At 68.1% G+C, this 23633-nt stretch carries 21 protein-coding genes, 1 pseudogene and 1 riboswitch; of the genes and pseudogenes, 4 read left to right on the top strand and 18 right to left on the bottom strand.

Annotated elements, in window-relative coordinates; all coding sequences use genetic code 11:
* Positions 1-146: 146 nt before the first annotated feature.
* The 13 genes from ACFTWF_RS38370 to ACFTWF_RS38310 all read right to left on the bottom strand — a co-directional run bounded on the left by ACFTWF_RS38370 (position 147) and on the right by ACFTWF_RS38310 (position 12627).
* A complete protein-coding gene (locus ACFTWF_RS38370) occupies positions 147-1040 on the bottom strand; it encodes a sugar phosphate isomerase/epimerase family protein (protein WP_378466304.1) in 894 nt (297 codons plus the stop codon).
* A 104-nt stretch (positions 1041-1144) separates the two neighbouring features.
* The gene (locus tag ACFTWF_RS38365) at positions 1145-2137 is read right to left on the bottom strand and encodes a Gfo/Idh/MocA family protein (RefSeq protein ID WP_378466303.1); all 993 of its coding nucleotides are present in this window, start codon (positions 2135-2137) and stop codon (positions 1145-1147) included.
* Entirely contained in the window at positions 2134-3066 is a 933-nt protein-coding gene (locus ACFTWF_RS38360; protein WP_378466302.1) for an NAD(P)-dependent oxidoreductase, read from the bottom strand. The genes ACFTWF_RS38365 and ACFTWF_RS38360 overlap by 4 nt, the downstream gene beginning before the upstream one ends.
* Before the next feature lie 50 nt (positions 3067-3116).
* Entirely contained in the window at positions 3117-4328 is a 1212-nt protein-coding gene (locus tag ACFTWF_RS38355) for a Gfo/Idh/MocA family protein (RefSeq protein ID WP_378466301.1), read from the bottom strand.
* 81 nt (positions 4329-4409) lie between these two features.
* Positions 4410-5198, bottom strand: a complete 789-nt coding sequence (locus tag ACFTWF_RS38350) for an HpcH/HpaI aldolase/citrate lyase family protein (RefSeq protein ID WP_378466300.1) — start codon at positions 5196-5198, stop codon at positions 4410-4412.
* A gap of 29 nt (positions 5199-5227) precedes the next feature.
* Positions 5228-7180: a 3D-(3,5/4)-trihydroxycyclohexane-1,2-dione acylhydrolase (decyclizing) gene (iolD, locus tag ACFTWF_RS38345; RefSeq protein WP_378466299.1), complete on the bottom strand. Its 1953-nt coding sequence runs from the start codon at positions 7178-7180 to the stop codon at positions 5228-5230.
* Between the two features lie 46 nt (positions 7181-7226).
* A complete protein-coding gene (locus ACFTWF_RS38340; protein WP_378466298.1) occupies positions 7227-8657 on the bottom strand; it encodes an aldehyde dehydrogenase family protein in 1431 nt (476 codons plus the stop codon).
* A 545-nt stretch (positions 8658-9202) separates the two neighbouring features.
* On the bottom strand, positions 9203-9721 hold the full coding sequence (locus ACFTWF_RS38335) for a universal stress protein (RefSeq protein WP_378466297.1): 519 nt from the start codon (positions 9719-9721) through the stop codon (positions 9203-9205).
* Positions 9722-9730: 9 nt separating this feature from the next.
* The gene (crcB, locus tag ACFTWF_RS38330; RefSeq protein ID WP_378466296.1) at positions 9731-10096 is read right to left on the bottom strand and encodes a fluoride efflux transporter CrcB; all 366 of its coding nucleotides are present in this window, start codon (positions 10094-10096) and stop codon (positions 9731-9733) included.
* Positions 10093-10557 carry a fluoride efflux transporter FluC gene (locus tag ACFTWF_RS38325; RefSeq protein WP_378466295.1) on the bottom strand — a complete coding sequence of 155 codons (465 nt, stop codon included), beginning with the start codon at positions 10555-10557 and terminating at the stop codon, positions 10093-10095. The genes crcB and ACFTWF_RS38325 overlap by 4 nt, the downstream gene beginning before the upstream one ends.
* Before the next feature lie 17 nt (positions 10558-10574).
* A riboswitch (Fluoride riboswitch) is annotated at positions 10575-10659 on the bottom strand.
* A 55-nt stretch (positions 10660-10714) separates the two neighbouring features.
* Positions 10715-10951 carry a hypothetical protein gene (locus tag ACFTWF_RS38320; protein ID WP_378466294.1) on the bottom strand — a complete coding sequence of 79 codons (237 nt, stop codon included), beginning with the start codon at positions 10949-10951 and terminating at the stop codon, positions 10715-10717.
* Between the two features lie 87 nt (positions 10952-11038).
* Positions 11039-11872, bottom strand: a complete 834-nt coding sequence (locus tag ACFTWF_RS38315; RefSeq protein WP_378466293.1) for an aldo/keto reductase — start codon at positions 11870-11872, stop codon at positions 11039-11041.
* A complete protein-coding gene (locus tag ACFTWF_RS38310; protein ID WP_378466292.1) occupies positions 11869-12627 on the bottom strand; it encodes an SDR family NAD(P)-dependent oxidoreductase in 759 nt (252 codons plus the stop codon). The genes ACFTWF_RS38315 and ACFTWF_RS38310 overlap by 4 nt, the downstream gene beginning before the upstream one ends.
* A 167-nt stretch (positions 12628-12794) precedes the next feature.
* Here ACFTWF_RS38310 and ACFTWF_RS38305 point away from each other — a divergent pair, with 167 nt between their 5' ends.
* The gene (locus ACFTWF_RS38305; RefSeq protein ID WP_378466291.1) at positions 12795-13952 is read left to right on the top strand and encodes a dihydrodipicolinate synthase family protein; all 1158 of its coding nucleotides are present in this window, start codon (positions 12795-12797) and stop codon (positions 13950-13952) included.
* Position 13953: 1 nt separating this feature from the next.
* Positions 13954-14757: a sugar phosphate isomerase/epimerase family protein gene (locus ACFTWF_RS38300; protein ID WP_378466290.1), complete on the top strand. Its 804-nt coding sequence runs from the start codon at positions 13954-13956 to the stop codon at positions 14755-14757.
* 20 nt (positions 14758-14777) lie between these two features.
* On the opposite strand, the gene ACFTWF_RS38295 is transcribed toward ACFTWF_RS38300, so the two are convergent.
* The 5 genes from ACFTWF_RS38295 to ACFTWF_RS38275 form a co-directional block, all read right to left on the bottom strand.
* Positions 14778-15821 (bottom strand): LacI family DNA-binding transcriptional regulator, encoded by a 1044-nt coding sequence (locus ACFTWF_RS38295; protein WP_378466289.1) that lies wholly within the window; start codon positions 15819-15821, stop codon positions 14778-14780.
* Positions 15822-15970: 149 nt separating this feature from the next.
* Positions 15971-17398 carry an MFS transporter gene (locus tag ACFTWF_RS38290; protein ID WP_378466288.1) on the bottom strand — a complete coding sequence of 476 codons (1428 nt, stop codon included), beginning with the start codon at positions 17396-17398 and terminating at the stop codon, positions 15971-15973.
* 69 nt (positions 17399-17467) lie between these two features.
* Complete coding sequence (locus ACFTWF_RS38285; RefSeq protein ID WP_378466287.1) at positions 17468-18271, bottom strand: enoyl-CoA hydratase/isomerase family protein; 804 nt, start codon at positions 18269-18271, stop codon at positions 17468-17470.
* A 29-nt stretch (positions 18272-18300) separates the two neighbouring features.
* Entirely contained in the window at positions 18301-19920 is a 1620-nt protein-coding gene (locus ACFTWF_RS38280) for an acyl CoA:acetate/3-ketoacid CoA transferase (RefSeq protein ID WP_378466286.1), read from the bottom strand.
* 74 nt (positions 19921-19994) lie between these two features.
* On the bottom strand, positions 19995-21038 hold the full coding sequence (locus ACFTWF_RS38275) for a LacI family DNA-binding transcriptional regulator (protein WP_378466285.1): 1044 nt from the start codon (positions 21036-21038) through the stop codon (positions 19995-19997).
* A 278-nt stretch (positions 21039-21316) separates the two neighbouring features.
* On the opposite strand from ACFTWF_RS38275, the gene ACFTWF_RS38270 reads away from it, so the two are divergent.
* Both ACFTWF_RS38270 and ACFTWF_RS38265 read left to right on the top strand, forming a co-directional pair.
* Positions 21317-22543 carry an Ig-like domain-containing protein gene (locus ACFTWF_RS38270; RefSeq protein ID WP_378466284.1) on the top strand — a complete coding sequence of 409 codons (1227 nt, stop codon included), beginning with the start codon at positions 21317-21319 and terminating at the stop codon, positions 22541-22543.
* Positions 22544-23364: 821 nt separating this feature from the next.
* Positions 23365-23633, top strand: a pseudogene (locus ACFTWF_RS38265) (hypothetical protein); the annotation flags it as partial.

Genomic DNA, 23633 nt, shown 5'->3' with positions numbered 1-23633 from the left:
GCACACCCGCTGGAACGGGAAGTGGTCGCGTCCGGAGTGTTTGTCCGTGTGCCCTGTTCAGTGTTGCTGTGACGCAGGCCTCAATCAAGGTGGTTTATCCATCATTTTCCCCTCAGATTTGGTGTGTATCGGTGCGTCAATCGCTGTCAGGACCGGTTGCCGGCCAGTTCGTCGGCACGCGCGAAGCACTGCAGCGCTCCGGTCCGTGCCCGGGCGAGGGCGTCGGCGACGGGCAGATGCCGGAACTCTTCCGACATGTGCTCGATTCCCCACGGTCCGTCGAACCCGATCCGGCGGATCGCGTTGATGAACTTCGGAACGTCGAATTCGCCTTCTCCGCAGGGAACTCGGTTGTCGAAGGTGTCCTCGAGGTCGGTTCCCCGCACGGTGGACCAGCCGTCGTCGAGTTCGACACCGAACACGAATTGGGCGGGAACGAGCTGCGGCAGGGTGTCGTAGTCGGTGCCGCCACGGAACGCGTGCCAGATGTCGAGAATCAGCCCACCGTTGGGGTTGTCGACGTCCTTGACGAACTGCGCGGCCTGCTCGGTGGTCTTGATGTGGTGCGAGAACGGGGTGTTCTCGAACGCGATCTTCACGCCCACCGCGGCGCCGTCGGAGGCCAGGGCGTCGAATTGTTCGACGAGCAGGTCCCGGGACACGGGGACACCGTCGTCGTCGGCGCCGACCTTGATGTTGTCGACGCCGAGGACGGGTGCGGCTTCGAACAAGTCCCGGCGAACCTCATCGGAGGCGGCACGAGCGTCACCGGTGGTCCACCAGTTGGTGATCCACTCCAGCTGCACCTGGGTAATGCCGTTGTCGGCCAGCATCTTCGCGACCTCACCGAGCCCGACCGTCTCCCGGGCCGCGACCAGGTCGGGTCGGGTCAAGCCGAATCCGGTGTAGCCGGTCCGCGCGACCGCCTCGATCCGTTCCCGGATCGGGATCGGACTCCGATCAGAGCCTCGCGCCGGCATCACATCGCCGGCGGAGGTCCAACAGGCGGCCAGCAATGCCGGTGGCGGGGTGGTTGTCATCTCTATCGCCTCGACTTCATCTTCACCTGTATGTGGTCAGTGTGCGCGTGGGAAGCGCGATGTGGTGACGGCCGTGTCCATCGCTGAGGGTAGGGGAGCAGCGCTCAGTGGTAGGCGACCTCGGTGGTGGCACCGTCGTTGTTCATCGAGTCGATCAAGGCGACGGCGACCTGGGTGGCCCGCAATCCGTCGCGGGCCGTCGCCAGCGGTGAGGACACCTCGGCGGTGAGGGCGTCGATCCAGGCCTGTAACTGGCGCCGGTAGGCATCGGCGAACAACGGCCGCCAGTCCTTCGGGTACGTCGATGCCGAGCGCAGCGACGAGTCGATCGACAGGGTGTGGGGCGCCGCCAGGCTGACCGCACCGGTTTCGCCGACGACCTCGCAGCGCACGTCGTACCCGTAGCGGGCATTGACGAAGACGTCGACGATGGTCAATGCGCCGTCGGCGGTCCTGAGGAGGAGCACCTGCGGGTCCTGCCGTGACGTGTCATAGGACGTCGATCGTGGTGCATGCCAGCTGACCTCCGCGATCGGTGACCCGAGAAGCCAGCTGGTGATGTAGATTTCGTGGATGGCGGAGTTGGTGATGGTGCCGGCCGAATCTCCACCGGGATACGCGGAGACATTGCGGTGCGAGCTGCGCACCAGCAAGGGGGTACCGATCGACCCGGACCGCACCTCGTCCGCCAACGCCACGTAGGGGTGGTGGAATCGCCGCATGAATCCCACGGACACCAGCGGATCGGCCAGACCGAGCGCATCTTCCTGCGCGACCAGATCGCGGCACTCGTCGACGCTCGGTGCCAGCGGTTTCTCGCACAGCACCGGCTTACGCTGGTCCAGGCAGGCCGCCACCTGCTCGGCGTGTGCGGAATCGTGGGAGGCGATCACCACCGCGTCGACGTCCGGGGCCGCGATCAGTTCCGTCGCGGTGGCGACGGTGCGCGCCGACAACTCGTGCGCGAGGGTGTCCGCGCGGGCGGCGTCGAAGTCGGTCACCACCGTCACCTGTGCACCCGAGACCGACCGATGCAAGGTGCGGGCGTGATCGGCGCCCATCACGCCGACGCCGATCACCCCCACCTGCACGGTCACGGGGCGGCCACCGCGGCCGGTGCGCGGCCGTCGAGGACCGCGACCGCGCCCTCGACCGCGGCGCGGATGGTCAGCGCCATCGCCCGATCGGTGAAACCCATCAGGTGCGGACTGAGGACCGTGTTCGCGTGGTCGAACACCGGATGATGCTGTGGCGGTTCAGGATCGAAGACGTCCAGGCCCAGACCGGCCAACTGTCCGGCCTGCAGCGCCGCGTGCGCGGCGTCCAGGTCGATCAGCGCGCCGCGACTGCAGTTCACCAGGATCGCGCCGGGCCGCATCGCGGCCAGCCGCACCTCGTTGATCAGATGATGATTCTCGGCGGTCAGCGGTGCATGCAGGGTGATGAGGTCGCTGGACGTGAGCACCTCGTCCACGCTCGCACACCGATACCTGTCCGGGATCTCGGCGTACGGGTCGTAGGCGCGGACGTTCAGGTCGAACGCTTCGGCGATCTGCGCGACCTTGCAACCGATCCGCCCGAACCCCACGATCCCCAACGTCGCACCCTCGAGGTCACCGACGGTCACCCCACCACGCTCACCCCAGCGGCCACTCCGCACCAACGTGGTCAGTGTCGGCAGCCGCTTCACCAACGACAGCAGGTGCGCGAACACGCCCTCGGCAACCGAGACCGTGTTACTGCCCGGGGTGATCACCACCGGAATCCCACGTCGCTGTGCTTCGCCGACGTCGACCAGATCGGTGCCGACACCGGTGCGGGCGAGAACCTTCAACGCAGGCATCCGGTCGAGCATCGCGGCGTCGACGGTGAACGCCGCCCGCACGATCGCGGCCTCGGCGACCGCCAGCTGCTCCTCGGTGGGATCGAGGGCAAGCTGTTGGTGCCCAGCCAGATACGGGTCGACGAGCTCCCGATTCAGCGGGCCCAAGCCGACGAACAGTTGAGTCGAGATCGATGTTGACATCAGCGTCCTTGCAGGTGTCGAAGGGGTACGGGGCGAAAGTGGGGGAGGGATCAGACGGTGCGGGAGGCGGTGGTGCCGGCGACGTCGTCGAGCTTCTGCCACTGACCGGTGGCCGCGGAGGTCTCCGCGGCGGTGACGATCGCGGCCGCCGACGCGGCGTCGTGCACATTCGAGTTCTCCTGCGGCCCACCGGTGACGGCGAGCAGGAACTTCTTCGCCTCGATGGTCTTGAGGTCGTCGAAACCGAGGGCGTTGCCCGGTCCGGGCTGGAAGCGCGAGTAGTCGCCGTGCTTCGGGCTGGCATTGACGGTGAGGTAACCCTGCTCGGCGTTGGTGCGGCCCAGGCACACCTTCAGCTCGTTCATCCGCTCGAAATCCCACTTCACCGAGCCCTCGGTGCCGTAGACCTCGATCTGGTAGCCGCACTCGGGTCCGACGATCACGCGAGAGGCCTCGATGGTGCCCACCGCACCGGAACCCGGGCCCTGCGCGCCGAACCGCACCAGGGCTGCGGCGTAATCCTCGTTCTCCACCGGGCCCATCTCACCGTTCTCGATGACGGCGAAGTGGGTACCCGACCCCATTTCCAGCTTCGGGCGTTCGGTGTAGACGGTGCTGGTGAGCGCGTTGATCTCGGCGATCGGCCCGACCACGTACTGGCACAGATCCGTCGCGTGGCTGAACAGGTCCGCGAGCACCCCGGAGCCGGCGAGTTCACGGTCGAACCGCCACGAGAGGGCGCCGTTGGGTTCGTTGGCGTACCCGGAGAAGAACGTGGCACGCACGTTGGTGATCCGGCCGAGGCTGCCCTCGGCGATGAGCGTGCGGGCGTGCTCGACGGCGGGGGCGTGCCGGTAGTTGTAGCCGATCGAGGTGATCACGCCGGCGTCGGTGGCCGCGGTCTCGATCGCCGACGTTTCGGCGTAGCTGCGGCCCACCGGCTTTTCGATCCAGAAGTGCTTACCCGCCTTCGCGGCGGCGATGCCGATCTCCGCGTGCAGGAAGTTGGGTGCGCAGATGGAGACGACGTCGACGTCCGGGTGCGCCAGGACATCCCGGTAGTCGGTGGTGCCCTCGGCGAACCCGAGGACGTTCTCGGCGAATTCGACCCGGCTGTCGGCGGTGTCGGCAGCGATCACCAGTTTCGGGGTGACCCCGAGCTCGGGGTAGACGATCGGGACGTCGCGGTAGGCGCGGGCATGGAGCTGCCCCATCCAGCCGACGCTGATCAGACCGACTCCCACGGTGCGCGGTGTGCTCACGGGTGTTACCTCTTTCAGTCGCTGCCCTACTGGGCTCGGTGGTTCCGGCCCGGTAGGGCGCGGGTGTTCTTGCCCGGTGGGCTAGGTGGTCTGCTCGGGACGGGCGGTCGCGAACGCGTCGGTCAACGCCGCGGCGAGCAGGGTCGAGTCGGAGCCGATGGCCACGAACCGGAAACCCAGTTCGACGTAGCCGGCGGCCAGGGCGGCATTCGCGGCGAGGATGCCGGCGGTCTTGCCGTGCTGGTGAGCCGCTTCGAGCACCCGCCCGAGCGCCGACGTGAACACCGGACTGTCGAACTGCAGCGGCACCCCGAGTGCGAACGACAGGTCCAGCGGTCCGACGAACAGCACGTCGACACCGGACTGGGCGGCGATCTCGTCGACCGCGTCGAGGGCGGCGAGGGTTTCGATCTGGATCACCCCGAGCGCGGCCTGCTCCGCGGCGACGAGCACGGAGCGGTCCATGCCCCACCGGCAGGAGCGGTTGTAGGTCGCCACGCCCCGGTCCCCGTGCGGCGGATACGCGAGGTGGGTGATCGCGTCGGCAACCTGATCGGGTTTGTCCAGGCGCGGCACCATGACTCCGGCGGCGCCCTGGTCGAGGACCCGGCCGATCCGGATACGTTCACCGGATTCGACCCGAACCACGGTGGGGACGCCGTAGGCACCCGCGGCGAGAATGCCGTCGCGCAGCGCGTCTTCCGACCCGGATCCGTGTTCGAGGTCGAGCAGGATCCAGTCGGCGCCGGCGGCGGCGCAGACCTCGGCCGCCGTGGAGGACGCCATCCCGACGAAGGTGCCCACGGTGGTCTCCCCGTCCGCCAGCCGCTGGCGGAGCGTTCCCCCGTCGAGGGGACTGGTGTTGTCCATTCGACTTCCTGAGTTGACGGGACCGGCGCTCATCCGAACCACCGCTGACGTCCCACGGCCTTGTCGTAGTCGGCGCGCAGGGTTTGCACCCATTCCTGATTGGAGACTTCGGCGGGGGCCACGTCCCACCACACGTCCCCACCGGGCAGGTCCACGTGCGGGACCGTCGGCACCACGATGACCACCGGCCCGGACACTTCCCGGGTCTCGTTCAGCGCGGCGCGGACGTCGGCGGCGGTGGTGGCGCGGATCGCGGTGGCACCGAGGCCTTCGGCGATCTGCCGCAGGTCCACCTTCAGGTATTCGCCCTCGAGGCGGGCCTTGTCCCCGCTGTCGGCGATGATGTCGCCGTCGGTGCGGTAGCGGAACTCGTTGCCGAATTCGCGTCCGTTGCGGTTCATCTGGAGACGGTGGATGACCTGGTAGCCATGGTTCTCGGAGACGACGATGGTGACGTCGAGGCCCTCCTGCGCGGCGGTGACCAACTCGGTCGGCGCCATCAGGTAGGTGCCGTCGCCGATGAAGGTGACGATCCGCTGCCCGCGGTTGCCCTCGGCCAGCCGCACACCCATCGCGGCCGGGATCTCGTATCCCATGCAGGAGAACCCGAATTCCAGGTGGACGTTGCGGTTCGCGGTGGCGTCCCACACCTTCTGCAGGTCCCCGGGTGGGCCCCCGGCTGCGGCGATGATCGTGTCGCCGCTGCGGGCGTGTTCCTGCATCAGGCCGATGAGCTGTGGCTGGGTCAGCACGGCGCCGGTGACCGGGGCGTGCGGGTGCTCGGCGGGGTCGAACGCGGTGTCGGGGTCGAGCGCGGCGGCCCGGATCGGTGCCCAGTCCGCCTTCGCCGACCGCACCGCCTCCTGCCACGTGTCGCTGGTGGTGTGCCCGGCGAGCGCGGAGGTCAGCGCCTCGAGGCCGAGGCGGGCGTCGGCGAGGATGCCGGTGGCGCCCTGCTTGCGGGTGTCGGCGTCGACGACGTTGAGCGCGGCGAATCGCACGTTCTCGTTTTCGAAGATCGACTGCGACCCGGTGACGAAGTCGGTGAGCCGGGTGCCGACGCTGAGCACCAGGTCGGCCTGCTTAACCAGCTTGTTGGAGGCGAAGTTGCCCTCGAGGCCGATGCCCCCGACCTGCCACCACTCGTCGCGGCTGACCGCGCCCTTGCCGCCGAACGATTCGACCACCGGGATACCGGCCTGCGCGGCGAGGGCCTCGAGCGCGGCGGTGGCCTCCGAGTAGTGCACCCCGCCGCCGGCGATGATCACCGGCCGGGATGCTTCCCGGATCTGGGTGGCGACCGCGTCGACCTCGGCGGGGTCGGGCAGCGGGCGCCGGATCTTCCAGTCCCGGGGCTCGAAGAATTCGATCGGGAAGTCGAAGGCGTGGGACTGGACGTCCTGCGGCAGCGACAGCACCACGGCACCGGTGTCGGTGGGGCTGGTCAGCACCCGCATCGCCTGCGGCAGCGCGGTGAGCAGCTGCTCGGGGCGGGTGATGCGGTCGAAGAACTTCGCGACCGGGCGGAAGGTGTCGTTGACCCTCAGGTCGGCCTCGCTGGCGTGCTCGAGTTGCTGGAGCACCGGCCCCTGGTGGCGAGTGGCGTAGGTGTCGCCGGGCAGCAGCAGCAGCGGCAGCCGGTTGATCGTGGCGAGGCCGGCGGCGGTGACCAGGTTCAGCGCGCCCGGGCCGATGGACGCGGTGACCGCGAGGGTGGCGCGGCGACGGCTGGCCTTGGCGTAGGCGGTGGCGATGTGGGCGAGGTACTGCTCGTGCCGGCCCTGGATGAACGGCAGGTCGTCGGACAGCTCGTCGAGTGCCTGGCCGAGGCCGGCGACGTTGCCGTGGCCGAAGATGCCGAGCGCGGCGGGGATGAGGCGACGGCGTTCACCGTCGGCGACGGAGTACTGCGCGGCGAGGTACTTCACGACCGCCTGGGCGGTGGTCAGCCGAATCGTCTTGTGAGAACTCAGTGGTGTCATGGCGTCGATTTCTGTGAGTGCCGGTATGTGTGCGTGAGCAGATCTGCTACCAAGGCCGGCCGTGGAGGACGATGGTCTTCTCCTCGGTCATTTCCTCGACAGCGGAGCGGACGCCTTCCTTGCCGATGCCGCTGCCCTTGAGCCCGCCGTAGGGCATCAGGTCGGCGCGCCAGAGCGGAGTCCAGTTGATGTGGATGTTGCCGGCGTCGATCTGCCGCATCGCCCGGGTGGTGGCCGAGATGTCGGAGGTGAAGATGCCGGCGCCGAGGCCGTAGTCGTTGTCGTTGGCCAGAGCGATCGCGGACTCGATGTCCGGTGCGGAGGAGACGGCCACGGCGGGGCCGAACAGTTCGTCCCGGCTGAACGGAGAGGCGGGGTCCACTCCGGCTACGACCGTGGGAGTCACGACGGCACCGTCCCGGTCACCGCCGGTGAGGACCTTCGCGCCACCGAGCGCAGCCTCGGCGATCGCCGAATGCACCCGGGTGGCTTCGGTTTCGGAGATGAGCGAGCCGAGCCTGGTGTCGTCCTTGGCGGGGTCGCCGACGAGGATGTCCTCGACCTTCGGGACCAGGGCGTCGAGGAAGTCCGCTTCCACTCGTTGATCGACGATCACCCGCTGCACGCTGATGCAGACCTGTCCGGCGTTGATGTATCCGCCGGCCGCGACGGCCGAGGCGGCGAGCTCGATGTCGGCGTCGGGGAGGACGATCACCGGGCAGGACGCCCCCAACTCGAGGGACAGCTTCTTGATTCCGGCGATGGACGCCAGCCGGGTGCCGGTCGCAGTGGAGCCGGTGAAGGACACCTTCCGCACTCGGGGATCGGTGACCAGGATGTCGCCGAGTGCAGAGCCCGGTCCGGTCAGCACCGACAGTGCCTCGGGGGCCAGGCCCGCGTCGACGAAGCACTCGGCCAGCTTCAACGCCGTCAGCGGAGTCGTGCGAGCGGGCTTGAGTACCACCGCATTACCGGCGGCCAGCGCCGGAGCGATCTTGTGCAGCACCAGCAGTGCCGGGTAGTTGAACGGGGTGATCGCCACGACTATGCCGCAGGGCTGGCGGAGGGTGAAGCCGATCTTCTCGAGACCGGTTCCGGGGTTCGCGTCCAGCGGCAGCGTCGAACCGTAGAGTTGGCTGCCCTCGAACGCCGCCAGCCGAATGATGGAGCCGGACCGGCCTGCCTCACCACGCGCCTCGCTGATCGGCTTGCCGGTTTCCGCGCTGATGGTCTGTGCGATGTCCTCGGCACGCTGATCGGCCAGGTCGGCGGCGCGCATCAAGATCGCCACGCGCTCGTGCGCCGGGAGGGCGCGCTGGACCTGGGCGCCGATCTCGGCCCGATCGAGGGCCGCCGCGGCATCGGCGGCGGTGGCCACCGGCACCGAGTCGACCGCATGACCGTCGAACGGCGAGCGGACGATCTCTGTGGCGCTGTCAGCAGCGCCGCGCCACTGACCGGCAAGCAACATATCCATGTCAGACTCCATATCGGGACTCGTTCGCCGCCCACCGCGGAAGCGGCAAGACGGCATGGCAGAACAACAGTGGGAAAAGACCTGGTGCCGAATCGAATACACGTGTCGCTCCCAGCGACGTTCCGTGCCGAATCGGACTGAGAAGCTCGCACTCGGAACGGGCGAGCCGTTCCGAATGAGAAAGCAGAGTGAAGGGGTTTGCGTGGTAGCGGCTAGCGATCGTCGTGGCGACCGACGACCTGAGCGGACTCGCGGCCCAAGTCGGCAGGCGCGAGGGTCCAGGATCGATCGTGCCGCCTCGGTGGGGGACTGCTCGTACTCATGCAGCTAGTCTTGCTGTGACTCGTGCCTCAATCAAGGCGCAAAACCCGTCAAATTCACCTCAATGCGATTCGGTGTCATTGCTCGTGTGGGTGGAGGAACGCAGCGACACAGCGTTGATCTGGCGACACGAAATCCGGTAGGTCGATATCGGGGGCAGCCGAACACGTTCCTCCGCCCCGGCGGGTGCGGGTGTGGGTGTGCGGTCGAAGTCGCTGGCTCGGTTACCGTTTCGGAACCAGGAGGACCGGGCGATGGCTGTGGTGGAGCAGGTGGGAGGACACCGATTCGCCGAGCATGCGTTCGAGTGCGGACACGAATCCACCGCGGGAGGCGCCGATGATGATCATCAGTGCGTCGTTGACCTCGGCGATCGTGGTGAGTAGGTGCGCTGGGTCGCCTTCGTGGGCGTAATACGTCCAGTTGCCGGGCAGTTCGGTGAGCATGGCGCAGGCTTCGGCGCGTTCGCGCTCGACGGTGTCGGCAATGCGTTGTTCCCAGTCGTCGCGATCGGGTTCGATGGGTAGATCGTCGGTGTCGACGATGTGGGCGACGTGTAGATGGGCGTTGAGCGGCCCGGCGAGCCCGATCGCGAACTCGAGTGCCCCGTGGCTGGACCGGAATCGGTCGAATCCGACCACCAGATGGCAGGTCGGTGTCACGGCCCCGGCGGGCCCGTCCACCCGCAGCGGTGTACGCCAGTCCCGCAGCGCCTCGCGGCTAGGCCGTTCGTGTCTGGACATCGGTCCTCCTCACAGACTCGCGAGGCCGAGACCGGCTGCGGCGGCAGCCAGGGTCGACGCCGCCGTACCGACCGCATTGGCCACACCGGCCCAATATCGTTGGCGTTGAATCAGCCGCACCGTCTCGAAGCTGGCGGTGCTGAAGGTGGTGTATCCGCCGCAGAAGCCGACACCGGCAATGACCTGCCACTCGTGCGGCGCCGTATGGAAGAGCACCATGCCGACGAGAAACCCCAGCAGCAAGGACCCGGAGACATTGATGATCCCAGTCGCCCAGGGGAACTCCGAGGCCCGCCTGTGCCGAATGGCCCCGTCCACGACGAACCGAGCGACGGCCCCGGCGCTGCCGGCGCACGCGATCCAGACCACAGTCATCGACGCGCCTCCTGCCGACCGGGAACGCGGGCGCCGACAGCGATCCCGACGGTGGTGGCCACCAACCCGACCAACACCGAGGCGCCCACATAGGTTGCCGCCAACCACGGGCGGCCATCTCGTGCGAGCACAACGGTATCGACCGCAAGAGTGCTGTAGGTGGTGAACGCCCCCAAGAACCCGGTCCCGACCCCGAGGCGGACGTGTTGCCGCCAGGCGGTGTCGGGGCCGAGTCGGGTCAGAGATTCGTGGACGTACCCGAGCGCCGGCGCCCCGACCACGTTGATCACGAACGTCGTGACCGGCCACTGCCCGGTCGTCTGCGGAACCAGCACACCGAGCATCCCGCCGACGGCGACCGTAGCGATCGCAGCCGGGCGCACGCGTAACGGGTCGGGAATGGGGGGCGCGGTGTCCGGGTCGACCGGCAAGGTCGGATTCGGATCGAGGTGGCCGGGCACTAGGCAGACTCCTTCCGTGTCGGAAAGGAGCCATCAGCCCCGGGGTGGGGCGGTTCAGACACCTGGTGGGTGTCTCGGCGGAGATCCATCGCCATGACTAATCATAACCTTCGCCGGGCCTCTGGCCCGCAGTGCACGCGTCGGTGACGGCTCGGGCTCACCGGTTCCAGGAGGTGGGGGCCGGTCCGAATTGGTAATGCTGGCCGGTGGCTTCGACTGGCAGCATGTCGGTTTCACCGTCGGGGTAGATCACCAGGAAGTGTGCGCGTGCTCCGGTCGCTGTCGTGGCGAGGATTTGGGCCCACTGGCCGGTGCGGTGCCCGCAGGGGACGCGACGGCGGACGAAGGCCCCGGTGCGGTCGGGGGTGGGAACGGTCGTGCTGCGAGTGCTCATGCAATGAGTCCTGGGTCGAAGGGGCATGGTGACGGTGTGGGTCACCCGCAGCGTTCCTGGTGGGGCGGGCGAGCTGCGAGGCGGGATCTAGTGGACGTCATCGGGGTGTGGCCCTGTTCGCTCGTCCCGGTTCATAGCGGTGATCTGGCCCATCTCGGCGGTGTCGAGCTCGAAGCCGAACACGTCGATGTTCGAGTGGATCCGTTCCGGTGAAGACGATTTCGGCAGGGGAGTGGTGCCGCGCTGCAGATGCCACCGCAACACGATCTGGGCGATCGACACGCCGTGCCGTTGCGCGAGCGCGACAAGGACCGGTTCGTCCTGGAGGCGGCCGCGTGCGAGTGGTGCCCACGCCTGAGTGTGGATGCCCAGATCATGGTGCAGGTTCAGCATCGACTGCTGGGTGAGCAGTGGGTGCAGTTCGATCTGGTTGACCGCTGGTACCACATCGGCGACCTCGAGCAGGCGGTGCAGGTGGTCGGCCTGAAAATTCGACACCCCGATCGCCCGGATCCGGCCCGCGGAGTGGAGTTGTTCGAGTGCGCGCCAGGTCTCCAGATAGGTTCCGCGGCCGGGGGCGGGCCAGTGGATGAGACACAAGTCGAGGTGGTCCATGCCGAGGCGGCCGATGCTCGCTTCGACGGCGCCGAGGGTCGACTGGTATCCCTGGTCCTCGTTGGACACCTTGGTGGTCACGAAGAGGTCGGCGCGGTCGATGCCGGAGTCGGCCAGTGCTCGGCCGAGTGGTTCTTCGTTGCCGTACATCGGTGCGGTGTCGAACGCGCGGTACCCGGCCGCCAGTGCCTCCTGCACGGTGGCGTCCATGATGTCGTCGGGAATCCGGAAAACCCCGAACCCGATGGCGGGCATACGGACTGCGTTGTTCAGCGTGACCGCGGGGACTGACTCGACCGCGCTCATGTGATCGAGTACCCGCCGTCGACAGGGAGCACGACGCCGGTGACGTAGCGGGCGGCGTCGGAGACCAGGAAGAGCACCACGTCGGCGACGTCGTCCCCGTCGGCGAACCGCTGCAACGGGATCCGGCTCAGCTTCTGGGCCCGGAACTCGTCCTGGCCGAGGACCTCCGCGGTCATCGGGGTTTCGATGTAGCCCGGCGCGATGGTGTTCACACGCACGCCCTGCGGTCCGAGTTCGACGGCCAGGCCCTTACCGAGCTGGGTCAGCGCGGCCTTCGTCGCACCGTAGGGGACGATGCCCGGAACGGCGCGGTCGGCGGACAGGGAGGCGATGTTGACCACGCTGCCCCGGGCGGCGATCAGCGACTTCATCGCCTGCCGCGTCAACCGGTACACCGCCGAGAGGTTCACATCGACCAGACGCTGCCAGCCGTCCTCCTCGACATCGATCGCCGCGGTCCGCAATTGGATTCCGGCGGCGTTGATCAGAATGTCGAGGCGCCCGGCCACCTGCTGGGCGAGGTCGACGGCGCGGGCGCTGAACTCGCCGTCGGTCAGGTCCCCGCACAACCCGTGCCCGCCGATCCGGTTCATGACCTCGGTGATCTTCGGGTCGGCGTCGACGCCGACCACCACGGCGCCCTGCGACGCCAGGACCCGGGCGATGGCGGAACCGATTCCGCCGGCCGCACCGGTGACGATCGCCGCCTTCCCCTCCAGCGTTCTCGACCCGGTGATCTGCGGTGTTGCGCCCACGATGTGGCTCCCTTCGATGGTGCGCGCCGAGTCCGCTACCGGGGTCCTGTGCGCGCGAGAAATTGTTTTCAGGGTGGAAACGAAGGTCGGATTCGGTCTGGACCTTGTTGTTCATCACAGTATATGGTTGTCATCACTTCAGCAAGAAAGCGATTTCAGGAGTTTTCATGGTCTCGATCGTCCTTCCCACCACCGATGGATTCACCGGCACCCTCATGCTCGGCGCTCCCGCCGCGCTCGACACCCGGTCCGCCCCGCCGACCAGCCGGGCGGTGTACGCGGCGTCGCACGTGGTCGCCGATCCGCTGCGGGCATCGGCGGAGAATGCCGCGGACCAGATCGACTGGGACGCGACCCTGCGACTGCGCCACGACCTGTGGTCGCTCGGGCTCGGGGTGGCCGAGTCGATGGACACCGCCCAGCGCGGCATGGGGCTCGGCTGGGCCGGTGCGCGGGAACTCGCCGTGCGCACCCTCACCGACGCGAAGGCGGTCGGCGGCAAGGTGGTCGTGGGCGTGGCCACCGATCAGCTGAAGACCGACGCCCCCTCGCTGGAGGAGATCCGCGACGCCTACCTCGAACAGGTCGAGGCGATCGAATCCGCGGGCGGTGAGGTGGTGCTCATGGCCAGCCGGCACCTGGCCCGCGCCGCGACCGGCCCGGACGACTACGTGTCCGTCTACGACGCGGTGCTGTCGGCGGCCACCCGCCCGGTGGTCTTACATTGGCTCGGTTCGGTGTTCGATCCCACGCTCGAGGGATATTGGGGGTCCGCGGATCCGACCGCGGCCATGGACACCGTCCTGCAGATCATTACCGTCCATCGCGAACGGGTGCGCGGGATCAAGGTGTCCCTGCTCGACCCGGCGCTCGAGATCGCCCTGCGCAACCGGATGCCCGCCGGGGTGCGGGTGTTCACCGGCGACGACTACAACTACGTCGATCTGATCGCCGGCGACGGCACCCACACCAGCGACGCCCTGCTCGGTGCGTTCGCCGCGCTCGGCCCGTTCGCCTCCGCCGCCTTCGCGCGGTTGGACGACGGTGACGAGCAGGGGTTCCGGAACATCCTGGGCCCCACCGAAACCCTGAGCCGGCTGCTGTTCGCCGCCCCGACGCAGTTCTACAAGGTCGGTGTCGCGTGGCTGGCGTACCTGAACGGCAAGCAGGAGCATTTCCGGATGATCGGCGGATTCGAGACCGGCCGCAGCCTCACCCATTTGGCCGAGCTGGTCCGCGCCGCCGATGGGATCGGCCTGTTCGCCGATCCCGAGTTCACCGCCGCCCGCGCCTCGGCGTACTTCGCCGTGCACGGAATCCGCTGACATGGACCTCGCGCAGTGCAGTCTGAACTCCGTCACCGTCAAGGGTTCTCGTTTCGGTGAGGTGGCCGATCTCGCCGAGCGGTGGGGTTTCGGCGGCGTCGGCCTGTGGCGGGACGTCCTCGAGGATCTCGACCTGACGGCCGCAGCAACCCGACTGCGGCAGTCGGGGCTGCGCGTGAGCAGCGTGTGCCGGGGCGGGATGTTTCCGCAGCCCACTGCCCGGCTACGTCGAGAAGCCCTGGCCGACAACCGGGTGGCGGTCGATCAGGCCCACGCCCTCGGCGCCGAGTGCCTCGTGCTGGTCTGCGGCGCCGCCCACGGCGATCTGGCCGGCGCGAGGCAGCAGGTCCACGACGGCATCGCCGAACTCGAGCCCTACGCCCGGGCGGCGGGGGTGCGGCTCGCGGTCGAGCCGTTCCACCCGATGATGGCGTCGAGCCGGTCGGTGATCACCTCACTCGGCGAGGCGAACGATCTCGTCGAGGCCATCGATTCCGATCTCGTCGGGATCGCCCTCGACTCGTATCACGTGTGGTGGGACGCCCGCATGCGTGAGGAGATCGCCCGGGCGGGCGACACACTCTTCTCCGTGCAGCTCGCCGATTGGATCACCCCGATTCAGGGTGAACTCAGCAGCCGCGGCATGCCCGGCGAAGGCTGCATCGACATGACCGGGTTCGTCGCCGACTGCACGGACGCCGGCTACCGCGGGCTCGTGGAGGTCGAAATCCTCAGCGACCGTTGGTGGGCCGAGGGGCCGGCGTCGGCCCTGCACGCCGCCGCGTCGGGGCTCACCCGGATCTGAGATGCCCGTGGGAGACGGGGTCAGGCCGAAGTGGTTACCGGCCCCGTCGAACCGCGCACGACCAGGTCGGCAGGAAGGAGTGGCAGCGGCGCACCGGATTCGTGCTGCAATGCCGCGTGCATCAACGCCCACCCCCGCTCGCCGAGCTGGGTCTTCGGGCTCACCACCGTCGTCAGCCGCGGATCGATGTGCCGGGCGATGGCGATGTCGTCGAAGCCGGTGACCGAGATGTCCTCCGGCACCCGCACCCCCAGCTCGCGCAGCTTCGAGATCGCTCCCAGCGCGGCCAGGTCGTTGAAGCAGATCAACGCGGTCGGCTCGTGGGTGAGCGCCTCCTCGACAGCGGCATAGCTGCCCTCGATGGTGCCGTCCGAGGCGACCTTGACCGCCTCGATCCCCAGCACCTTGGCCATCTCGATGCCGCGCCAGCGTTCCCGGTTCTGCCACGACAGCTCCGACCCGGCGACGTAGACGACGCGGCGGTGGCCGAGCTTCGCCAGGTGCCCGCACAGCTCCATCATCGGGGTGAAATTGTCGATCGCGACCATCGGGAGGTCGACGCCGAGTTCGATCCGGTTGACCAGCACCACCGGAGTCGATTGTCGTGCCAGTTCCTTCAACCCGGCCACCGGAATGCGGGAGGACAGCAGCAGCAGCCCGTCGACCTGGCCGAGCAGGTCGAGAGCGGTGGCGTACTCGTCGCCGGCGTCGCCGGAGTAGTCGGCGATCAGCATCCGGTATCCGTCGGCGTGGGCACCGTGGTGCATCTGCTTGACCACGTCGAAGAAATACGCGTTGGCCAGATCGGGCAGGATCACCCCGACGTTCCGCAACGACCCGAGCACCAGACCGCGGGCGGCGCTGCTGGGCCGATACGACAGCTCCTCGGCGACCTTGTGCACCCGGGCAGCCAAATCCGGTGTCACCGCGGAGCTTCCGCTCATCACCCGGGACACCGTGGCGATCGACACCCCCGCCGCCTTCGCAACGGTGGTGATCGTCGGCCGACGGGGGCCCTGTCCGGGAGTGGGATGGGCCATGGGTTCCTCGGCATCGCTCGTCATGTTGCAACCCTGCCCCAGGGGGAGCCCCCACCAAAATGGAAGCGTTTACAGTCTATCGGGGCCGGAACTTCGTGGGCCGGCCACGGGCAGCGGTGCTGTCCGTGGCCGGCATCGATTGTGTTCGGTACTGCGGTGTTTCGAGTGTCCTGTCAGCTGCGGGCCGCGGTGACGGCGTCGCGGGGGTCGTCGAGGTCCCGGTTGATCGGATCGGGGGTGATGTAGGTGGTGCCGACGGTGATGAGCGTCAGGATGCACAGGTATCCGGCGATGAACACCCACGCGCCGAGGCCCGCGCCGGGGACGTCCTTGCCGCCGTCGGCGGCGACGACCATCGCGATGATCCAGGCACCGATCAGCGGTGCGATGCCGCCGGAGAGCACCGCGGAGACCTCGCGGGCGACGGAGACTCCGAGGTAGCGCTGCCGGGACCCGAACAACTCGCTGAGGAAGGCGCTCTGCGAACCGAACATGCCCCAGGTGCCGATGCCCAGCGCCAGGGAGATGACGACGATGGTGAGCACCACGCTGCCCTGGCTCAGTGCCCACCAGATCGGGAACGCGGAGACCAGCTGGAAGTAGGCGAAGGCGCGGTAGGTCTTGACCCGGCCGAACCGGTCGGAGAGCTTGCCGGCGATCGGGATCACGATCGACCCGAGGGAAGCGGCGAAGACCAGTGACAGGGCGCCGATGGGGCCCTTGATCCCGACCGCGGCGCTGGTGACGTACGCGATGGCCAGGGCCTGGTACATCGAGGAGGAACCGTTCTCGGCCAACCGAAGTCCGATGCCGCGCAGCAGGGAGGGGCGCGAGTTCTTCAGCAGGTTGTGCAGCGGCCGCTGGTCGATCTGGTCCTTGGCCTCGAGCTTCTCGAACGTCGGAGATTCCTTGAGGTTGACCCGCAGATACATCGCGACGGCGAGGATCACCACGCTGGCGAGGAACGGCACCCGCCAGAGCCAGGTGTCGGTGATCTCGCTGTGCCCGCGGTAGACCAGGAAGTACACCAGCGCGGCGATGACGGTGCCGACCTGCACGCCGAGGAACGGCAGCGAGGCGTAGAAGCCGCGTTTGTTCTTCGGGGAGTATTCGGTCATCAGGATCGAGGCGCCGGCCATCTCCGCACCCGCGCCCAGGCCCTGACAGATACGCAGGATGATCAGCAGGATCGGGGCGAGCATGCCGACACCGGAGGAGTACCAGTCGCCGTCGCTGCCGTGGTAGGTCGGCAGCAGGCCGATGCAGGTGCTGGCCGCGCCCATCAGGATGATGGTGGCCATCAGCACGAACTTGCGGCCCAACCGGTCCCCGAGTCGGCCGAAGAACACCCCGCCGAGGGGGCGAACCGCGAAACCGATGAAGTACGTCGCGAAGCTCAGAACCAGCCCGGTCGCGGCGTTGCTGCTGGGGAAGAACAGCGGTCCGAACACCAGCGCGGACGCCAGGCTGTAGAGCGCGAAGTCGTAGTACTCGAGGGCGCTGCCGGCGGAGGCGCCCCACGCGGCTTTGCGGAGGTCTTTCGTGGTGACCACCGGGATGTCGGTGTCGTTGTCGACCGCGGGGTGGGGATCGAGGGTCATGGATCTGCCAATCCGTAGAGGGGAACGGGGATCGAGGGGGTCCGGGGTGTGCGAAAAGGGGTGTGGCGGTCAGGAGTCGGTGAACGTTGCCGGGGTCTTGTTCTGGAAGGCGGTGACCCCGACCGCGAAATCGTGGGTGGCGGCGGTGAATCCGCTGCCCAGGGCTTCGAGGACGGCGGAGGGGGCGCCGGCGGCGGCCGCGTCGACGAGTTGCTTGCTCACCTGCACCGCGGCCGGGGCTCCTTCGAGGATGCGGTCGACGAACTGGTCGGTCGCGGAGTCGAGGCCGTCGCGGTCGCTCACCGCGTTCAACAGGCCCCAGCTCAGGGCGGTGTCGGCGTCGAGCTGACGGCGGGTGAAGATGAGTTCCTTGGCGCGGGATGTGCCGATCGTGTCGGTCAGTCGCTCGGTGCCGCCCCAGCCGGGGATGGTGCCCAGGCTCGTCTCCGGCAGTCCCAGCCGCGCCGTGTCGGCGCCGATCCGCAGGTCGCATGCCAGCGCGAGTTCGAGGCCGCCGCCGACGGCGATGCCGTCGACGACCGCGATGGTGGGTTGGCGCAGTCCGGCGAGGAAATTGAAGACGCGGTGTCCTTCGGCGATCCACCGTTTCCACATCTGTGCCGGGGTGAAGTGTGCGAACTGGGTGATGTCGGCGCCCACGCAGAACGCCTTCTCCCCGGCGGTGCGCAGCAGCACCACCTGGGCGTCGGAGTGCTCGATCGCCCGGAGTTCGGTGTAGAGGTCGTCGAGCAGTTCGAGGCTGAGGGCGTTGAGCTTGCGGGGGCGGTCGATCAGCACGGTCGCCACCCGGCCCTCGTGGGAGTAGTTGACGGCGATCCGGCCGGTGTCGGTGCGCACTTCGGTGGAGTTCATGTGGTGGTCCTCGGTCGGGAGAGGGGTGGTCAGTGCTGCACGGCCTGCATCCGCGGGTGTGCGGGCAGGGTGGGCAGGGTCAGGTTCTGCAGCTGAGGGGAGAACAGTTCGGCCGCCATGGTTTTCAGGTTCGGGTCGACGAGCAGTTCGAACTCCGACCTGTCGAGTACGTCGCGTCGCAGATCGGCACCCGGGGCGATCTCGATGACGGTCAACCCTCCCGGACGCAGTTCGAGCACGGCCCGTTCGGTGACGTAGAGGACCTTCTGCCCGGTGGCGAGGGCGCGTCTTCCCGAGAAGGTGGGGGAGTCGACCTCGTCGACGAATTTGGTGTGCGGGCCGTCGGCGCGGATCTGCAGGGCGCCGTCCTCGATGCCGATGTCGCGGCGTCCGGCGGTGAAGGATCCGACGAACACGATCGACGGGGCCGAGGACGTGATGTCGGCGAAGCCGCCGATCCCCGCGGTGACGTGCCGGCGCTTGGGCAGACTGTGCACGTTGACGTTGCCGTGCCGGTCGATCTCGAGGAACGACAGCAGTGCGTGCTCGAAGCCGCCGCCCTGGAGCAGGGTGAACTGGTCCGAGCTCTGCATGATCGCATCCGGGTTCTGGGCGACCCCGAACACGAAGTCCAGCAACGGGACTCCACCGACCGGGCCCTGCTCGATCACCCAGGACACCGCGTTCGCCAGGCCCTCCTCGACGAGGACGTGCGGCACCAGCGCGGACACCCCGAAGCCGAGGTTGGCGATCTCCCCGGATTGCAACTCGGCCGCGGCGCGCCGGGCCATGATCTTCTCGAGCGTGAACGGCACCGGTTCGAGAGTGCTCAGCGGGCGGCGCAATTCGCCGGAGATCGCCGGGTCGTACTGGGTCTGGGTGGTCTGCAGCTGGTCCGGGGCCAGTACGAGGGCGTCGACGAGGATGCCCGGCACCTGCACCGCCTGCGGGTTCAGGCTGCCGCCCTCGGCGAGGTATTTGACCTGGGCGATGACGACGCCGCCGTTGTTGTGGGCGGCATACGCGAGGTCGAGGGCGCCGAGCGGCGACGCCTCCTCCTCGAACGTCAGGTTGCCGTGGGTGTCGGCGGTGGTGGCGCGGATGATCGCCACGTTCGGGACGAGGGCGTCATAGAACAACCATTCCTGGCCGTCGAGTTCGTGGACGCGGACGAAGGCGTCCGGGGTGATGGTGTTCATCCGGCCGGCGCCGATCCGCGGGTCGACGAAGGTGTCCAGGCCGACCTTCGAGAGCACCCCGGGCTGCTTGGCGGCGGCCGCACGGTGCAACTGGTACAGCACGCCGGACGGGAAGTTGTAGGCCTCGACCTCGTTGTTCTCGATCATCTGCCAGATCCGCGGCGGCTCCGCCGACGAGGGGCCGGACGGGTAGGACCCGGCCACCACCCGCGACAGCAGCCCGGGCCGGGCGATGTGATCGATGCCCGCGATGCCCCACATGTCGCCGGCGGCGATCGGGTGCACACTCGTCAGGTTCTGCGGAGACCGGGTTTCCTCGTACCGCTGTCCGAGGCCGGCGAGCACCGCGTCGGGACAGCCCAGCCCCGAGGACGAGCTGACGGTGACGATGTCGCCGTCGGCGACGAGGTCAGCGGCCTGGCGGGCGGTGAGTACGCGGGGGATGTGCATCGGGTAACAACTCCTTGTAAGCGCTTACTTAATCGGCACGGGTGCAAGACTGCGGTGTCGGGGGCGTGCGGCCGCTACTGGCGGGGTCGCCAGGCGGCGGTGGAGGCGCGCACCCGCAGTGCGGGTGCGACGAGCTGGTGGCTGTGCGGTGCGGCCTGACCTTCGCCGCTCGCGGCCAGCGACTGGTTGATGCGATCGAGGATCAATTCGCCGCAGCTCTCCCCGATCTTGGTGGGGAAGGTGGCGACGGTGGTGAGCGGCGGGGTGCGGTGAGCCGATCCGGCGATGTCGTCGAAACCGCCGACGGCGATGTCGCGGCCGGGTTCGAGCCCGCGGCGGGTGAGTTCGGCGTAGACCCCGACGGCGACGATGTCGCTGTAGGCGACGATCGCGTCGGGAATGTCGCCGCGGTCGAGGAGCCGACGGGTGGCCTCGGCGCCGCCGTCCGGGGTGGCCTCACCGTAGAGGCCGTCGGTGGGGAACATGCTCATCTCGGACCCGGTCATCGCCTCGAGGAAGCCGTCCTCGCGTTCCCGCCGGGCCGAGGTGTGCTGGGGTCCGCCGACCATCGCGACGGTCCGCACTCCCATTGTTCGCAGGTGCCTGCCGAGCAGGCGTCCGGCCTCGATGTTGTCGGCGCCGACGTAGTCGTGGCTGAGGTTGAAGTGCCGAGCGAGCAGGACGAGCGGGATGCCGCTCGAGGCGAGCAGGTCGTCGATCTCGGCGGCCTGCGTGTCCCCCGCGGGGAGCAGGATCAGGCCGTCGATGCTGCGCTCGACGAACCGGTCCAGCAACCGCCGCTGACGTGCCGGGTCGTCGCGGCTGTAGCCGATGAACACGGCGTAGTTGCTCCGGTCGGCGACGTCCTCGAGGGTCATCGCGAGTTCGGCGAAATACGGGTTCTGCACCTCGGTGACCACCAGGCCTAGGGTCATCGACCGCTGGTTGCGCAGCATCGCCGCGTGCCGGTTGTAGACGTACCCGAGGGCCTTCATCGCCTCACGCACGCGGCGGGTGGTGTCGGGGGCGACGCTCGGGCTCTCGTTGAGAACCAGGGACGCGGTCGAGCGGGACACGCCGGCGTGTCGGCTGACGTCGGTCAGAGTGACTCGGCCCATGTTCCCGGTCCCTTTCTGGTCGCTGATGTGAGCTGCGATACAGACCATACCGCATGTTGCTGGATCGATCCAACCTCTATTTGCACATTTCAGGGCATTTTCGATGCACTTCGAAGCGGGGTACCGCCTGATCTGCGGATATTGACTGGATCGATCCAAAACGTACCTCGGTTCTCCGACTGCGTGCGCACGGCCATGCGCGGTGTCTCAGTGACCACCGCCGCACCAGCGCGGCAACCTCGTGTGTTCGCACCACCGGAGGCGGGTACCAGAGACATATGCCCGTGCCACCGCGTCACCTTCACGCCCTGATCATCGCCCTCGTGCTGTTCGCCGTACCAGTGGTGGCCTGCGGGCAGGCCGCCGAACAACCGGCAACCCCTACGTCGGTGGCACCGCCGGTGGGCCCGCCGATCCTGTTCACCCCGGGAGATGGTGCGACCGCGGTGAACCCGCTCGACCCGGTCACCGTGACCACCGATGGCGGCACCCTGGAATCGGTCACCTTGACCAACGACGAGGGCCGGGTGATCGACGGGATCTTCACCCCGGACCGGGTGTCCTGGAAACCCGGGCAACCGCTGGGTTACGGCAAGACCTACACCCTCGCCGCCGTCGCGGTGGGTGAGCAGGGTGCCCGAAGCGAACGGACCGGCACCTTCTCCACCGTTGCCCCCGGCAACCAGACGAAACCGGCATTCGTGACCACCGGCGGCAATCTGCTCGTCGACGGCGGCACCTTCGGCGTCGGAATCGTCATCGTCACCCACTTCGACGAGCCGATACCCGACCAGGCGGCCGCCGAGAAGGCGCTGGTCGTCGACACCTCACCCCCTGTCCGGGGTTCCTGGTATTGGGTAGACGATCAGAACGTGCACTGGCGACCGCAGAACTACTGGGCTCCGGGCACTCGGGTCACCGTGCGCGCCAACATCTACGGACTCGATCTCGGCGGTGGGCTGTTCGGGCAGGAGGACGCCACCACCTCGTTCACGATCGGCGACGCGCACATCTCCGTCGCCGACGACGCCACCAAACAGGTCACCGTCAGCGACAACGGTCAGGTGGTGCGCACCATGCCGACCTCGATGGGGCAGGGTGGCAGCGAGGTCGTCAACGGGAAGACGATCACGTTCTGGACGCAGCCCGGCGTCTACACCGTCCTGGACAAGGCCAACCCGGTGGTCATGGATTCGTCGACCTACGGTCTGCCGGTGAACTCGCGCCTGGGGTACAAGGAGAAGATCAACTACGCCACCAGGATCAGTACCGACGGGATCTATCTGCATGAGCTTGCCGACACCATCTGGGCGCAGGGTAATACCAACGTTTCCCACGGGTGCCTGAATCTCAGTCCCGACAACGCCCGCTGGTTCTACGATTTCTCCGTCCCCGGCGACGTCGTCGAGGTCCGCGGCACCGGTGGTGCTCCGCTCGAGTTGTGGCAGAACGGCGACTGGTCCGTGCCGTGGGATCAGTGGCAGGCCGGCAGCGCCCTGAACTGAACACGTAGTCCATCCGCCGCCACCTGTCGTTGCGGGATTGGGACGTCGCGAGTTCACGGCCACGACACACTTGACGGGTTGCTGCGCCTACTTCGGGTGACCTCCATTGTCAGTGGCGGTGACGAAGAACGGAGCGGTGTCGCCGCGCCCCCATGCCGTCAGGTCGCCGAATGTAGGTGGGCCGCGCGCGGCCGAGGAGGGGCGGGCGAGCACTCGGCCTCGGTCCGTGCGCCGCGAGGCGCCCCGCCGCGGCGAAGGGGTTCGAACGCCGGAGCGGAACTCGCTGCCGCGGTCCGTGTTGCGCCGCGGGGCAGCGTAGTTGGCGGGTACCCGGATCTGGGCGGGTTACGCCGGCTTCCCGCCGAGCCCGTGACCCTCTTGCGGGCGCCGGCCCGCGTACCAGGTGGAGTGTGCGGGGCGGGGCGGCGGAATGTCGTCGCAGGCGTACAGCTAGGGGCCTTGCTATCCCGCCCTGCGGGACGTCTCGGGCCCGGAGTCCAGCCAGTGGCCGAGGGCGCCTCCGCACCGGGACTCTCGGTGCCCGACCGTGCCCAGGGGTGGTTCGTGTCATGTCGAGGACTACCGCGGGTCCGCGCTGGTGCCCCGCACCCGGAGCAGCCCGACCGGTTGGATCGTTTCTCCGCGGGTGCCCGCACCGAATTGTCCATCGGTGACTGGAGGCTGGGGAATGTGTTCGGTGGACGATTGAGCATCACCGACGTGGGGTAGTCGGCGGAATGCGCCCCCACCGAGCACGATCCGATCACAGACCGCCGCCGGCGCCGAGGTGCACCACTTTCACTCGACGAAGGGGTTGGGCGATGACAAGCAAGGGCCAGATGGCGTTGGCCGTCGGTGCGGGATACATGCTGGGCCGCACGAAGAAGATGAAGTTGGCGTTGATGCTGGCCGCCGGTGGGGCGTCCAGACAATTATCCTCCGGCGGATCGTTGGGTCTTCTCAACGAGGGCCGCAAGCTGCTCGCGGACTCACCGGAGGTCGCCAAGCTCGGCAAGACGGTCCGCCACGAGCTGATGAACGCGGCGAAGACGGCCGCGGTGACCGCGGCCAGTCAGCGCATCGACTCGCT

This window comes from Rhodococcus sp. NPDC056960, assembly GCF_042674125.1.
GTDB lineage: Bacteria > Actinomycetota > Actinomycetes > Mycobacteriales > Mycobacteriaceae > Rhodococcus_F.
This window is presented reverse-complemented; position numbering and strand designations above follow the sequence as displayed.

What these genes read in the sequence shown, in the direction of transcription:
- ACFTWF_RS38370 (WP_378466304.1), bottom strand. Translation starts at nt 1,040, where the DNA reads ATGACAACCACCCCGCCACCGGCATTGCTGGCCGCCTGTTGGACCTCC.
- ACFTWF_RS38360 (WP_378466302.1), bottom strand. Translation starts at nt 3,066, where the DNA reads ATGTCAACATCGATCTCGACTCAACTGTTCGTCGGCTTGGGCCCGCTG.
- ACFTWF_RS38350 (WP_378466300.1), bottom strand. Translation starts at nt 5,198, where the DNA reads ATGGACAACACCAGTCCCCTCGACGGGGGAACGCTCCGCCAGCGGCTG.
- iolD (WP_378466299.1), bottom strand. Translation starts at nt 7,180, where the DNA reads ATGACACCACTGAGTTCTCACAAGACGATTCGGCTGACCACCGCCCAG.
- ACFTWF_RS38340 (WP_378466298.1), bottom strand. Translation starts at nt 8,657, where the DNA reads ATGGATATGTTGCTTGCCGGTCAGTGGCGCGGCGCTGCTGACAGCGCC.
- ACFTWF_RS38335 (WP_378466297.1), bottom strand. Translation starts at nt 9,721, where the DNA reads ATGTCCAGACACGAACGGCCTAGCCGCGAGGCGCTGCGGGACTGGCGT.
- crcB (WP_378466296.1), bottom strand. Translation starts at nt 10,096, where the DNA reads ATGACTGTGGTCTGGATCGCGTGCGCCGGCAGCGCCGGGGCCGTCGCT.
- ACFTWF_RS38320 (WP_378466294.1), bottom strand. Translation starts at nt 10,951, where the DNA reads ATGAGCACTCGCAGCACGACCGTTCCCACCCCCGACCGCACCGGGGCC.
- ACFTWF_RS38315 (WP_378466293.1), bottom strand. Translation starts at nt 11,872, where the DNA reads ATGAGCGCGGTCGAGTCAGTCCCCGCGGTCACGCTGAACAACGCAGTC.
- ACFTWF_RS38305 (WP_378466291.1), top strand. Translation starts at nt 12,795, where the DNA reads ATGGTCTCGATCGTCCTTCCCACCACCGATGGATTCACCGGCACCCTC.
- ACFTWF_RS38300 (WP_378466290.1), top strand. Translation starts at nt 13,954, where the DNA reads ATGGACCTCGCGCAGTGCAGTCTGAACTCCGTCACCGTCAAGGGTTCT.
- ACFTWF_RS38295 (WP_378466289.1), bottom strand. Translation starts at nt 15,821, where the DNA reads ATGACGAGCGATGCCGAGGAACCCATGGCCCATCCCACTCCCGGACAG.
- ACFTWF_RS38290 (WP_378466288.1), bottom strand. Translation starts at nt 17,398, where the DNA reads ATGACCCTCGATCCCCACCCCGCGGTCGACAACGACACCGACATCCCG.
- ACFTWF_RS38285 (WP_378466287.1), bottom strand. Translation starts at nt 18,271, where the DNA reads ATGAACTCCACCGAAGTGCGCACCGACACCGGCCGGATCGCCGTCAAC.
- ACFTWF_RS38280 (WP_378466286.1), bottom strand. Translation starts at nt 19,920, where the DNA reads ATGCACATCCCCCGCGTACTCACCGCCCGCCAGGCCGCTGACCTCGTC.
- ACFTWF_RS38275 (WP_378466285.1), bottom strand. Translation starts at nt 21,038, where the DNA reads ATGGGCCGAGTCACTCTGACCGACGTCAGCCGACACGCCGGCGTGTCC.
- ACFTWF_RS38270 (WP_378466284.1), top strand. Translation starts at nt 21,317, where the DNA reads ATGCCCGTGCCACCGCGTCACCTTCACGCCCTGATCATCGCCCTCGTG.